The sequence below is a fragment of the Armatimonas sp. genome, assembly GCF_031410135.1.
In the GTDB taxonomy this organism is placed as follows: domain Bacteria; phylum Armatimonadota; class Armatimonadia; order Armatimonadales; family Armatimonadaceae; genus Armatimonas.
Genome location: NZ_JANNYP010000182.1, coordinates 1 through 13,070, shown reverse-complemented (window position 1 = coordinate 13,070; position 13,070 = coordinate 1). Strand labels below are relative to the sequence as shown.

Sequence of the window (13,070 nt, the reverse complement as noted above, 5' to 3'; positions counted from 1 at the left end):
ACGGGCGTCTACTGGAACAAAGTGAACCTCAAGGTTTGCCACTGCGGCGACGCACTCCCCAGCCACGACTTCCCGCTTCTAGCCCAGCTCTATCTGGATGGCCGCCTCGACCTAGACGCCATGGTCACCGGCTACGTCAAGCTAGACGAGGTCGAGCACGCGTTCCACACCATGGAAACCGGCAACGTCATCCGCTCCGTCATCCGGCTCTAGAGCGTCCCGCCGGTGTTAGTCCCCTCGATTAGAACGAGGGGACTAGAGAGCCTATGGCTACAAAGGGCGTGCCGCCCATACCGAATTCCTATGGCCGGAACGGCCTTCGTAGCTTTAGCTCTCCAGTCCCGCCCCTCTAACGGGCAGGACACCAACCGGGGGAGCTATTTCGGTTTGGGCTTCATGAACGCCTCGCCCTCGGGATCGGACTTGTCGTTCTGGCCCTCGACGATACGTGTGGTCATGGCCTGGGCTTCGATGCTCTTTGCGGGAAACGGGAGCATGGCGTTCTTCACCACGTAGCTTGAACGAACAAGCTGGCGGGTCTTGGCATCCAGCCAGTAGGTCTCGGTGAGCTGGAAGTACTCTTTCTCCGTGATCCCGTAGGCCGTGGGAAAGCTCGCCTTGAGCTCTACCTTGAGGCAGTCTATGCCTAAGATCGTCTCGTTGCCCACCAGTGTGGAGTTAAACGTCACGATCTTGTTCTTGAGCATCGGATTGGGCAGGTCGGTCTTCCACGAGTCGCCCGCCTTCACGCCCACCGGTGGCACGGGAACCGCACTCAGCAGGGGGATGAGCCTCTGCGTCTGGTCACCGGGGTCGGCCAAGGGGTTGAGGCGCTTAAGCACCACGCCGTTTTTGCCAAACGTGATTGTTATGGGCTTGACTTCCTCGGCGGGAGGCAGGGGCATTCCGTTGAGAGAGGCCACGCTCCCCGGCTCATCAAGCTGCTCCCAGATCACATTTCCCTCGGGCGTAATCTCGCGCGTGGTGTTCTTGGAGGTGCTCCGAACCGTCAGATCTACCTCACCGGAGTCATCGGGCGTGCGGGCCATGATCCGAATGTAGGTGCGGTAGCGCAGCACTTCGCCTTTTTTATGTTCAAACGTCCAGCCCGGCGTAGGAGCGACCACGGCCTGGGTCGGCGCGGCAGTCGGCGCTTGGGCGCGTGTCAGGGAAACCACCAGAGCGAGCAAGGCTCCGGTCGCCAACAATGCTTGTGATACTCTCGACTTTCTCATGAGGGTATGATACCAGAACCTATGCGACATCTCATTATTGGAACCGCCGGACACGTTGACCACGGCAAGACAACCCTCATCCGTGCCCTCACCGGCACCAACACCGACCGGCTCGCGGAGGAGCAGGCACGGGGCATGACGATTGATCTGGGCTTTGCCTTTCTGGCGCTCCCCGGCGAGATTGAGGCGGGCATCGTGGACGTGCCCGGCCACGAGCGCTTTGTGAAGAACATGCTGGCGGGCGCGGGCGGCGTGGATGTCGCGCTCTTGGTCATCGCCGCCGACGAAGGCCCGATGCAACAGACCCGTGAGCACCTGGATATTCTGACAGTGCTGGGCGTCAGCGTCGGCGTGGTGGCGCTCACGAAAACTGACCTCGCAGATCCCGATATTCAGGAGATCGCGGAGCTGGAGACCCGTGAGGCGCTGGCCAAGACCCCGCTCAAAGACGCCGTGATCGTTCCCGTGAGCGCCCAGACGGGAGCCGGGCTGGAGGCACTGAAGCTTGCCCTGGCGGCAGCGGCGGCCAAAGCACCGCTGCGGGATGCCTCGGCCCCGATGCGCCTCCCCGTAGACCGCGTGTTCTCCCTGCCCGGCGTTGGGACAATTATCACCGGCACGCTGGTCTCCGGCACGCTGCACATCGGCGATCCGGTGGCGCTGGAGCCACAGGGGCTGACCAGCAAGGCGCGGACATTGCAGACCCATAAGCAAAAAGTCGAGATCGTCGAGCCGGGCATGCGTGTTGCGGTCAATCTTCCGGGAATCGAGGTGAGCGAGATCGAGCGCGGTGCGGTGCTCTGCACGCCGGGAACGCTTGGGGCAACCACGCTTTTGGATGTGCGCCTCTCGGTTCTGCCCTCCGCAAAGAAACCTCTGCGCCACCGAGAGCGCGTACGACTCCATCTGGGAACCGGCGAGATTTTGGCTCGTATTGTCTTACTTGAAGGCGCGGAGATTCTGCCCGGCACCGACGATGTGGCAGTCCAGTTGCTTTGTGAGAGTGATGCGGCTCCGGTGCGTGGCGAGCGTTTTGTCGTTCGCACCTACTCTCCCACCCGCGCCGTGGGCGGCGGAGTCATCGTTGACCCGCACCCCGTGCGCAAGTACCGGCGTGGCGATGCAACGGCTCTGGCACTCTTTGAGGCACGAGGCGAAGGCTCTCCGGAAGAGGCCGTGTACGCCCAGCTCTCGTCGCGCCACGCCGAGTTCACAGTGAAAGAGGTCAGCGATGCTGTCGGGTTCCCCGCCGAAGCCGCCCTCGAAACCCTCGCCGATACCGGACGTGTGGTTGTCATTGGCGGCACCCACTACCTCTCCGACGAGGCGGCTCGTCGGCTCAAAGAAGCGACACGGCGCACTCTAGAGCAGTACCACAAGCAAAACCCCTACCGTAAGTCCATGCCCCGTGATGGCCTGCGCACACCCGTTAGCAAGGCCGCCACGGTGAAAGACTTTCATGCACTGGTCGCCTATTTAGTGAGCGAGGGAGTCTTGGTGATTGAGGGAACGAAGTCCAAGGGGCTTCGCGCACCCGATCACGAGGTCGTTATCCCTGAGGGTTGGAAAAAACCCGCCGAGCACATTCTCTCCGTCTATCAGAGCGCTGGGTTCGCCCCGCCCAACCCCGGCGACTTTGCGGCCAACTACCCCCGCGATGTTCACGTCCCCACAATCCTCAGTATTCTCTGTGAGCGTGATCAGCTCGTCAAGATCGCGGACAATGTCTATATCAGCGAGGAGGCCTTCAGCGAGGTCAAGCAAGTCGTGCGGCGGCTCGCCAGCACACCCGATGGCATCACCGTCGGCGGGGTGCGTGATGCCATCGGTAGCTCCCGCAAGATCGTCCTCCCACTGCTCGAATACCTCGACGGCATCCGCTTCACCCACCGAAACGGCGACACCCGAACCCTGGGGGAGCCATGAAGTACCTACGCACCTGCCTTACCCTCTTCGGTATCGCTGCCCTCCTTGTGTTAGGTGCGTTAGGCCTTCTGGTTCTAACTTTGCAAAACGACATCGCATACGTGGTCTGGCACACCAGAAACACCCCAGATGGAAAGTTCAAAGCCGTCGCGCACTACTCCGATGCGGGAGCAACCACGGGATTTTACACTGCAGTAAGCATTGTCCCTGAGGACTTTGAGACACCGCATGAAACACGACGCGAGCCTAACTACCAGAATGAAGTTTTCTTTGCAAACCATCTCCCCGGAACGAAGGTTCAGCTTAACTGGGCGCAACCACGGACACTAATCATTAGTTATCCTCAAGGAACCTATGTAGGGAGCTTCCAGGCTAAGGTTACTGTGGGCATGGAGACATTTCGAATCGAAAAGAAAGAAATGGCAGATGCAAAACAGTGACAGTCCCTTGAGAGCGCACTGGCGGATCTTTGCGGACACGGGCGGGACATTTACGGACTGCCTGGCGATCTCTCCCGACGGCGCGTGGCACCGGGCGAAAGTGCTCTCCAGCGGCGTCTTGCGGACGAACATGGCAGGCAGTGCGCCCTGGCGGGTGGGGCTACCAGAGGGCTTTCTCGACGGCGTGACGTCCCAAATAGAGGGCGAGATGGTCACGTACTCGCCTGGCCTAGAAGCGCCGCTCGTCGCCGCGCATCTCGTGACCAAGACGCCGTTTTCACAGCCACTACCCAATCTGGAATTACGCCTCGGCACCACACGGGGCACCAATGCCCTGCTCACACGCACGGGAACGCCACCAGTTTTCTTTGTCACGGCGGGCTTTGAAGACCTGCTCCGTATCGGCAACCAAGCGCGGCCCGACCTATTCGCACTCGACATTGTGAAGCCCGTCCCCCTCTACGCAGAGTCCGTCGGTGTTTCCGAGCGCCTAAGCGCTGATGGCTTGGTTCTACGTCCACTCGATGAAGCAGCGCTACGTACAAGAGCGACAAGGGTTTATGAGTCGGGCTATCGCACTGCCGCAGTTGCCCTACTCCACTCCTGGCGCAACCCGGCCCACGAGCAGCGCGTTGCGGAGATTCTACGCGAGTGTGGCTTTACCCATGTCTCGCTCTCGTCGGAGCTGGCGGCACTGCAAAAGCTCCTGCCCCGTGCGGAGACCGCCGTGGTGAATGCCTATCTGACACCCGTGCTAACCCACTATCTCGACGGCGTGCGGCGTGGGCTGAGCGCAGCAAGCACACTCACTATCATGACCAGCACGGGTGGGCTCGTTCCCGACTCCCAGTTTCGTCCCAAAGACAGCCTCCTCTCGGGGCCAGCAGGCGGCGTGGTGGGGGCGTGTGAGTCGGGGATGCGTGCGGGATTTACAAAGCTCATCGCCTTTGACATGGGCGGCACCAGCACCGATGTCGCCCGGATAGCCCCCACTGGCTCGTCCCTCGCCATCTCCCCCGATAACAGGGGAGAAATCCCTGAAATTCCGTATGTCTTTGAGCACAAAGTGGGCGATGCGCAGCTTCTTGCCCCCGCCGTCGCGGTGGAGTCCGTGGCGGCGGGCGGCGGCTCGATCTGTGGCTGCGACGACCACGGGCGGCTCTTTGTGGGGCCAGCCTCGGCGGGAGCGCAGCCCGGCCCGGCGTGCTACGGTGCGGGCGGACCGCTTACCATCACGGATATCAACTTACTGCTCGGCCATATCCCCGAGAAAGACTTCTCGCTGCCGCTGAGTCGCACCGCCGCCGAAAACGCTCTGCAGGCCGTCGCCGAAAAATCCGGCCAGTCGGCCGACGCACTACTCCACGCCTTCTACGACCTTGCCAACGAGGCGATGGCCGATGCGATCCGGCAGATTAGTGTCCGCAAGGGCTACGATCCCACCGAGCATGCTCTGGTCGCATTTGGCGGAGCAGGGGGCCAGCATGCCTGCGCCCTCGCCGAGAAGCTCGGGATTCGCACGATCCTCATTCCCCCCGACCAGAGCCTGCTCTCCGCCTTTGGAATCGCCCACGCCCGCCACGAGCGCTTCGCCGAGCGTCAGGTGCTGCGTCTTTTGACACAAACCGATGTCTCGGCGATCTTAGCGGAGCTGGAGACCGAGGCGCTAAATGCTCTGGGCGAGGCGGGTGAGGTCACGCGACGAATCGCCCGTTTGCGTTTGTTGGGACAGGAAACGCCACTTGAAGTCCCCGTCATAAGTGCGCTTGCCGATGCCTTTTGCGAGCACTTCACGCAGCTCTACGGCTACGCACCTGATCCAAGCCGTGCGATTGAGCTGGAGAGCTTGCGGGTGGTCGTGGCCAGAACCCACCCGGCTTCGCTCGTTCCTCGCTCCGCCACCCTCCCTCTACGAAGGAGGGTTGAGGGTGGGTTGATTGTGGAGGCGTTTAGCGTGACAGTGGTTCGGGACGGCTGGACAGAAACAACTTCGGAGAGTGGTGCGCTGATTCTCCACCAAAAAACTCCCCTCCTTTCCCGTTATCGGGAGGAGGGGCAGGGGGAGGAGGGTGTCGGTGCGCTGGAGCTCTTCACCAGGCGCTTTGAGTCGGTCGCCACCGAGATGGGCGAGGCACTCCGGCGCACGGCGCTCTCAGTCAATGTGAAGGAGCGGCTGGATTATTCGTGCGCCCTGCTCGGCCCTAGTGGCAACTTGGTCGCGACGGCAGCCCATATTCCCGTGCACCTTGGGGCGCTGGGGGTCTGCGTCCGCGAGCTGATCCGAGCCGATGCTTTCGTCGGGGAGCAGCCGATCATCGTCAACCACCCCGCCTTTGGTGGCTCGCACCTGCCCGATGTCACGGTAGTAAGCCCCGTCTATTCCCCTTCCTTCGTAGAGGGAAGGGGCCAGGGGATGGGTTCTGGGCTTCTCGGCTACGTCGCCAGTCGGGCACACCATGCGGAGATCGGGGGGACGCGGCCTGGCTCGATGCCTCCTGGAGCGAAGACACTCGTGGAGGAAGGCGTGGTCATCCCACCAACCCCGTGGGATAGAGAGAAGATCATGGCGCTACTCACGAACGCCCCCTACCCCACCCGCGCCCTTGCCGATAACCTCGCGGATCTTGAAGCGCAGCTCGCCGCCAACCATCAAGGCGCAAAAGCTCTTCGTGCGCTTGCCGAGCAACACGGCCCTGAGAAACTATTCGCCCTGCAAGCCGCCCTCGCAGATCGGTGCGAGCAGATTGCACGGGAAGCCATCTCCCCCGGCTCGTTCCTCGCCACCCCCTCTTCCCCCCATGCTCCTTCGTCGCGGGAAGAGGGGCAACCAAACCCTCTTCCTAGCGAGGTACGAGCGCCACAGGAAGAGGGTCGGCGAAGCCGGGGAGATGGCCCCAACACGAGGGAGATGGCACAACGAATCGGCGCGGGAATGCTCGACGACGGCCACGAAATCCATGTCGCGCTCCGCCACAATGCCAGCACGAACAAGCTCATCGTGGATTTTACGGGAACCTCGCCGAAGCACCCGGCAAACTTTAATACGCCGCCTGCGGTGACGGTTGCTTGTGTCTTGTTTGTGCTACGGCTTCTGATTGGGGAGGATGTGCCGCTTAACGAGGGGCTTTTGCGTGCGGTGGAGATTGTCCTGCCACCGGACACGCTGCTCAACCCGACGTTTCATGCCGATCCGATGCTCTGCCCTGCCGTGGTGGCGGGGAACACGGAGGTCAGTCAGAAGGTGGTGGCGGTGCTCCTTCAGGCCTTCGGACTCTCGGCGGGCTCGCAGGCGACCATGAACAACACACTCTTTGGCAACGCGCACTTTGGGTACTACGAGACGGTCTGCGGTGGCGCGGGCGCAACGGCCACTGCAACGGGGGCATCGGCGGTGCACACCCACATGACCAACACGCGCATCACCGACCCGGAGATTATTGAGGCGCGCTACCCCGTGCGGCTGGAGCGCTTTGAGATTCGCAAAGGCTCGGGCGGTGCGGGCAAGCACCCCGGCGGCGACGGGATCGTGCGGGAGTATGTTTTTTTGGAGCCTGTCCAGGTCTCACTTCTGACCCAGAGCCGCACCACGGGCGGGTTTGGCGCAAACGGCGGCAGCGATGGTGCCCCCGGTCAGCAGTATCTCGTCCGTGCCGACGGAAGCGTCGAGACGCTCCCCGGTGTCGCGGCGGCGGAATGCACAGCGGGTGACCGATTGATTCTGGAGACACCGGGAGGGGGTGGCTATGGCAAGCAGTAAGCAAGCAGATCGGCGGAAGCTCGGGGCGTGGCTATGGCACGGCGGACGACTGCTGGGTGGCGCTGGCGCACTTGGAGTGCTGGCGGGCAGTGTTGCACCGTGGGTGCAGTTCTCGCTCTTTGGGATTCCTCTCGCTGCGCCCGGCATGCTCTTTGCAGGGGCTTGGTCCGCGGCGGCAGGCTTGGTCGGCCTCAGTGCGCTACGACGAGCAGCCGTAGTCGCGGCGGTGGCGGGACTCCTTGCTCTCGGAATTGGGATGAGTCAGGGGAAAGTGGCGGTGAAGTCGGTGTCGCGACAGATTATCTCACTTCGGATGCGCCTCATGCCGGTCAATGCGCGGCTGGAACAGATACGCCTCTCCCCCATTGAGCCGTTTGGGGAGGTGAACCGCGCAGAGCCCGGCCCCGGCCCGAGCTGGGTCGTGCTTGGCGGCGCAGCTCTTCTGCTAGGAGGCATTGCCACCGCTCTCGGCGAGCGCTGGCGACGGAGCTGTCCCCAATGTCGCCTTATCTGGTCTGACGAGCGCCTGGCAACACTGCTCCATTGCCCCGGCTGTGGCCTGCGCCGCACCAGCGCCCGCCAGTGCCAAAACTGCTGGCACGTTGCGGAAAAATCAGACAAGCACTGTGCCCACTGCGGCGAGGCATTGAAGTAAAACATGATCTACGACATTACGATTCCTATGAACCAGACGCTGGCAGTCTGGCCCGGTGACACGGAGTTTGCGTTCACCAGCACTGCTTGGGGGACGATCTCCGTGGGGGCAGTGACCATGAGCTGCCACACTGGAACCCACGCCGATGCACCGCGCCACTTCCTGCTCGAGGGCATAGGCATCGCCGAGATTCCCGTAGAAATCTATGTCGGGGCGTGTGTGGTACTAGACGCGGTGGGCCGTGACGAGATCGGCCCAGAGGTATTTGGCGATGCTGACCTCCCCCCTCGCGTCTTGCTCAAGACCCTCGCGTGGACAGATCACACGCGCTTCCCCGACGAAGTCCCAGTGCTGACCGAGACGAGCGTTGCATTGCTGAAAAGCCGTGGCGTACTGCTGATCGGGCTGGACGTGCCGAGTGTGGATCGCCTCCAGAGCAAAGACCTCCCGATTCATCACGCGTTGGCGGCGGCAGGGATTCACATTTTAGAGTCCCTCGACCTGCGCCAGATCGTGCCGGGCCGGTATCAGCTCATCGCACTGCCCCTGCGCCTCGATGGTGCCGATGGCTCCCCTGTGCGAGCAGTGCTGACATCAGCAACCTAAGTACTGCCCAGGTGCTCCTGGATGAGGGCGGCGAGCTCTGGGTACCCGAAGTGTTGCGCCCAGCCCAGTGCCGTTGCTTTGAACTGCAAGTCTTGGAGGCTCAAGTCCGGGCGAGCCGATAGGATCAGGCGGGCGAGCTCCAGGTCTTTGCGGAGAACTGCCTCGTGCAAGGGGGTCCAGCCACCGGCTCCGAGCAGGCGATTCGCAAGCTCGGGGCGCACCGCGAGTGCCGCTGGAACCTGATCGCGCCACCCCAGATCACAGAGGGGGATGATATCGGGCAGGGCTCCGTGCGCCAAGAGCCAGCGAGCGGATTCAGGCTGCCCAAGACGCGCTGCGACTTCAAGCGGGGTCATCTTGCACCGCAGAGTGGCATCCAGATCAGGAGGCACCGGCAGGGTTTCTAATACCCCTAGGTCGCCGAGCCCGATTGCCTCGATGAAGGTGATCGTGTCTGCCTCCAGCGGGGGGAGCTCCAGCGCGGGGCGAAACATCCACCAGGTCTGGCCACTACCCAGCGAGACAAAACCGAGCCGGTTGTAGATGTGCGTGGCAGCATTGAGCAGGACATAGCGACAGCCTAAGCGCCTCGCGTGCTGACACGCAGCCCACGAGATCGCCCGCCCAACTCCCTGCTTGCGTGCCTCGGGTAGCACGCCGACATTGTAGAGCCCCGCCACGTTGAGTGGGCCGCCGGAGACATGGAGCAGGCTGTGCCCCACCACTTTTCCGCCTCGCCACGCGCCAAAATGGTAAGTCTTTCGCGGTGTATGTTGTGCCAGTGCCCGGAGCCGTGGGGCATCGCTGGGCTCGTAGTAGGGAAGGCCCGTCACGTCCCAGACACTCCCCCCATCAAGTTCTATTGTCAGCCCCTCAGGAATCATGAAATCCTCGGGCTGCGTGGTCTCCAAGTCCAGCACCATCCAGTGCGGCTCCCAGCCCCACGAGAAGCCGCGCGCGACCAGCCGTGCCGCCAGATCGCTTGGCTGTGTGGGCACCACCGACCAGCACGAGACTTGCCGCACCTTCGTGCGTCGAGCAACCTCTAGCGCCGCGTCAATCGCGCTCCCTGCGGTTTTCGTATCCAGCTGAGGAAACGCGAGAGTCACCTCGCCTAAGCCATCAGAATCGGACGCGGGAGAGTAGATGACAGCTGCCCCGTGATGCCTCTGCACCTCGCCGTTCGCTACTGCCGCGTTTTCCGAGAACCAGCTAATGTGGTTGTCGGCAGCCGCTTGAACCATTATCTCTCTGCCTTCCACTTCCATTGTCATCAACTTCCTTTCGCAAAGTATATCGAAAAGAAACTTTTTTACACCAGCTTCTTCCCCGGTCTCGTTGGTACAATGCACGCAATGAAACGCCTCGCCGCCGCTGCTTTTGTCGTGCTTGCTCTGTTGCCCACGGTTTGTGCCCAGACGCCCCCCGCGGCGGCTAGTGTCATCAAGCTCTACCCGGTAAAGTACGCCACGCCCAAGGAGCTCCTGGAGCTGCTCACCAAGCTCCTCCCCGAGGTACAGACGTTCCTGGGACCGCAGCCGAAGTACGTCCGTGACACGCTCCAGGGGGAAGATCTGGGTGCCTCACCGACCACTCCCCGTCCGGTAGTGGCGACGGTGGACACGGTTGCCAAGGACGTTAGCGACCAGTTCGTGCGCTTTCTGGTGCTTAAAGGCGCACCCGAGAAAGTCAGTGAAGCCATCACTCTGTTGGAGCAACTCGATCTGCCCGCTCCGCAGGTGCTGATTGAGGTGCAGATACTCGATATCAACGAGGGCTTCAGCAGTGCTCTGGGCGTGAGCTACGAGCTGGCCCCCGGCGGAAAAACCGTCAAGGGCACGCTAGATAAACCCAAGGGCAGCGGGCGCTTCGATGAGATCGTCTTTGGCCGCCTCTCCCGCGACCCGATCACGTTTAATGCCGCCATAGATGCCGCCATCCAGAAAAACCAGGCACGGCTTCTGGCGAGCCCCAAGCTCATGGTGCTCTACAACCAGCGGGCTCGGATCTTTATTGGCGATGAGGTGACCTTCCTACAAGGCACGCAGGTCACCCAAAACGGGGTCGCGCTCCAGACCGGAAAAGTCAATGTGGGTGTCGAGCTCAATGTTACAGCGATCGGAAACCCCGACGGCACGATCCAGCTCAAGGTGAACCCGGAGGTTGGGAGCCTCACGCTGCTGGAAACCCAGACCAACGGCATCTCACTCCCCCGTATCTCCCGCCGCACCGTCCAGACCTCCGTGCGCCTCAAAGACGGTGAGACGCTCATGATTGGAGGCCTGATCGGGGAGAACGAGCTCAACACCGTTCGTAAAATCCCCTTCCTCGGCGACTTGCCGATTTTAGGCCAGCTCTTCCGCCGCGATGGCCGCGAAAAATCCCGCTCCGAGCTGGTGATTATCTTAAAGGCAACCATTCAGAAACCATGACAAACCTAGAAGTCGAGCAGGCAGGGCCGATTGGCCGCATCACCCTCAACCGCCCCGATATCCACAACGCCTTCAACGAGCACCTAATTACAGAACTTACCGAGATAGTTGCTCGCCTCGGAAGCGCATCGTGCATTGAGGCAATTGTTTTGACCGGCAATGGCAAGAGCTTCTGCTCTGGGGCTGATCTGGAGTGGATGGGCAAGATGGTGGGCTACTCGCACGACGAAAACCTCGCCGATGCGAGGGCGCTCCAGACGCTCTTTGAGACGATTGCTACGTGCCCAAAAGTGGTGATCGCTGCCGTCAACGGCGCGGCGATGGGCGGCGGCGCGGGGCTGGTAGCAGCGTGCGACTATGCCATTGCCAGCGATAAAGCGACTTTTGCGTTCTCCGAGGTGAAGCTGGGGATCATTCCCGCCGTGATCAGCCCGTTTGTGGTGGAGAAGATCGGCCTAGGCGCGGCGCGTGCCTACTTCACCACCGGGCGACGCTTCGATGCCAGCACTGCGCTCCGCCTTGGACTGGTGCAGGAAGTCGTGCCTGGCGAGGACCTGGATGCCGCCGTGAATAGCGTGCTGACCGATGCCTGTAGCGCGGGACCAAAGGCGATTTCAGCGTCGAAGAAGCTCCTGCGCGAGCTGGCCGCTGGCATGGCTGATACCGTCGAAGCGATTGCAACGATACGCGTCTCCCCCGAAGGACAAGAGGGAATTCGCGCGTTTTTGGAGAAGAGAAAGCCCGTATGGAAACGAGACAGCTAGGATTGGGTGGGCCACAGCTCACCACCGTGGGATTTGGTGCGTGGGCCGCAGGGGGGCCGTATGTGTTTGGCTGGGGGCCACAGGACGATAACGACTCGATTGCCGCGATGCTCAAGTACTTAGAGCTCGGTGGCAACTGGATAGATACCGCGGCGGTCTATGGCTTCGGGCACTCTGAGACCGTGGTCGGAAAGGCCGTGCGCACGTTCGGGCAGCCCGTCTTTATCGCCACCAAGTGCGGACGCGTCGCCGGGCCCACCCCGGAATCGCGCCCACAGTCCGACCTGCGCCCCGAGTCAATTCGCAAGCAGCTCGATGACTCCCTCCAGCGCTTGCAGCTCGATTGCGTCGATCTCTTCCAGATTCACTGGCCCGATAACGACACGGGAACCGCGCTCGAAGACTCCTGGGGCATGATGGCGACGCTCCAAGACGAAGGCAAGTGCCGCTTTATAGGCGTGAGCAACTTCGACGTACCGTTGCTTGCAAAATGCCACGCCATCCGCCGCGTCCAGAGCCTCCAGCCGCCGTACTCGCTCCTCAAACGCGAGATCGAGGCGGAGATTCTCCCCTGGTGCCTCGAAAACGGGGTTGGGGTGGTGGCCTACTCTCCCATGCAAGCGGGCCTGCTCTCGGGCAGCTTTGACATCAACCGGGTCGCCGAGGACGACTGGCGGCGCAAGAACCCGCTCTTTCAGGAGCCGCAGCTCTCCAAAAACCTCGCGGTTGTTGAGAGGCTCCGCCCCATCGCCGAGGCACAGGGAAAGACCGTCGGGAATTTAGCCGCCGCCTGGGTGCTCTCTCATCCGGCCCTCACCTGCGCCATCATCGGCGCACGTAGCCCCCAGCAAGTCACGCAAAATCTCAATACCGCAGGCTGGAATCTCACCGACGAAGAAAAAGTGAACGTTTTAGCCGCCCTTGGGGACTAACCGGGTATGAAACACTTCCCATCCTGCCGCCCCATGAATGGGGCGGCAATAATCGGCCTCGCGCTCCTGGCAGGCTGCGCGGGTGAACCAAATGCCAGCGTTGCAGGGAAATCTGTGCAGGTCGCACAGGCGGACAATGCCCCCGCCTCTATGGCCTCGGGTATGGTCGCCGGAGCAGCAATGGCCGAGAGTGCCGAAGTATCTGCGCCAAAGCCACCAGCCCTGCCGCGCAAGATTATCTTCACTGGCGAGGTCACGCTCGTCTGTGAGGATCTGGACAAAGCAAGCGAGGCCCTGGAGAGCCGAGCAAAGGAGTTCGGAGG

Annotated in this window: 11 protein-coding genes and 1 pseudogene; 10 read left to right on the top strand and 2 right to left on the bottom strand. The window is 61.9% G+C overall.

All coding sequences use genetic code 11. The features are described from left to right. A pseudogene (locus tag RMO15_RS06645) lies at positions 1-213 on the top strand (hypothetical protein); the annotation flags it as partial. 164 nt (positions 214-377) lie between these two features. Here RMO15_RS06645 and RMO15_RS06640 read toward each other — a convergent pair. After that, positions 378-1,235: a hypothetical protein gene (locus RMO15_RS06640; protein WP_309709551.1), complete on the bottom strand. Its 858-nt coding sequence runs from the start codon at positions 1,233-1,235 to the stop codon at positions 378-380. 21 nt (positions 1,236-1,256) lie between these two features. On the opposite strand from RMO15_RS06640, the gene selB reads away from it, so the two are divergent. Genes selB through RMO15_RS06615 form a run of 5 tightly spaced genes read left to right on the top strand, consistent with a single transcriptional unit; the run spans position 1,257 to position 8,619 of the window. Continuing rightward, the gene (selB, locus tag RMO15_RS06635; RefSeq protein ID WP_309709547.1) at positions 1,257-3,161 is read left to right on the top strand and encodes a selenocysteine-specific translation elongation factor; all 1,905 of its coding nucleotides are present in this window, start codon (positions 1,257-1,259) and stop codon (positions 3,159-3,161) included. After that, the gene (locus RMO15_RS06630) at positions 3,158-3,601 is read left to right on the top strand and encodes a hypothetical protein (protein ID WP_309709545.1); all 444 of its coding nucleotides are present in this window, start codon (positions 3,158-3,160) and stop codon (positions 3,599-3,601) included. The genes selB and RMO15_RS06630 overlap by 4 nt, the downstream gene beginning before the upstream one ends. Then, on the top strand, positions 3,588-7,358 hold the full coding sequence (locus RMO15_RS06625; protein ID WP_309709543.1) for a hydantoinase B/oxoprolinase family protein: 3,771 nt from the start codon (positions 3,588-3,590) through the stop codon (positions 7,356-7,358). The genes RMO15_RS06630 and RMO15_RS06625 overlap by 14 nt, the downstream gene beginning before the upstream one ends. Beyond that, positions 7,345-8,013 carry a hypothetical protein gene (locus RMO15_RS06620; protein ID WP_309709541.1) on the top strand — a complete coding sequence of 223 codons (669 nt, stop codon included), beginning with the start codon at positions 7,345-7,347 and terminating at the stop codon, positions 8,011-8,013. Before RMO15_RS06625 ends, RMO15_RS06620 begins: the two co-directional genes overlap by 14 nt. A gap of 3 nt (positions 8,014-8,016) precedes the next feature. Beyond that, the gene (locus RMO15_RS06615) at positions 8,017-8,619 is read left to right on the top strand and encodes a cyclase family protein (protein ID WP_309709539.1); all 603 of its coding nucleotides are present in this window, start codon (positions 8,017-8,019) and stop codon (positions 8,617-8,619) included. On the opposite strand, the gene RMO15_RS06610 is transcribed toward RMO15_RS06615, so the two are convergent. Next, positions 8,616-9,893 (bottom strand): GNAT family N-acetyltransferase, encoded by a 1,278-nt coding sequence (locus RMO15_RS06610; RefSeq protein WP_309709536.1) that lies wholly within the window; start codon positions 9,891-9,893, stop codon positions 8,616-8,618. The two genes, RMO15_RS06615 and RMO15_RS06610, sit on opposite strands and share 4 nt — an antisense overlap. Positions 9,894-9,974: 81 nt before the next feature. Between RMO15_RS06610 and RMO15_RS06605 the strand changes: the two genes are divergently transcribed. The 4 genes from RMO15_RS06605 to RMO15_RS06590 all read left to right on the top strand — a co-directional run. Further along, the gene (locus tag RMO15_RS06605; protein ID WP_309709533.1) at positions 9,975-11,051 is read left to right on the top strand and encodes a hypothetical protein; all 1,077 of its coding nucleotides are present in this window, start codon (positions 9,975-9,977) and stop codon (positions 11,049-11,051) included. Continuing rightward, on the top strand, positions 11,048-11,815 hold the full coding sequence (locus tag RMO15_RS06600; RefSeq protein ID WP_309709530.1) for an enoyl-CoA hydratase-related protein: 768 nt from the start codon (positions 11,048-11,050) through the stop codon (positions 11,813-11,815). Before RMO15_RS06605 ends, RMO15_RS06600 begins: the two co-directional genes overlap by 4 nt. Next, positions 11,797-12,747 carry an aldo/keto reductase gene (locus RMO15_RS06595; protein ID WP_309709524.1) on the top strand — a complete coding sequence of 317 codons (951 nt, stop codon included), beginning with the start codon at positions 11,797-11,799 and terminating at the stop codon, positions 12,745-12,747. Before RMO15_RS06600 ends, RMO15_RS06595 begins: the two co-directional genes overlap by 19 nt. A gap of 6 nt (positions 12,748-12,753) precedes the next feature. Continuing rightward, the coding region (locus tag RMO15_RS06590; protein WP_309709522.1) for a hypothetical protein at positions 12,754-13,070 on the top strand (317 nt) is incomplete at its 3' end.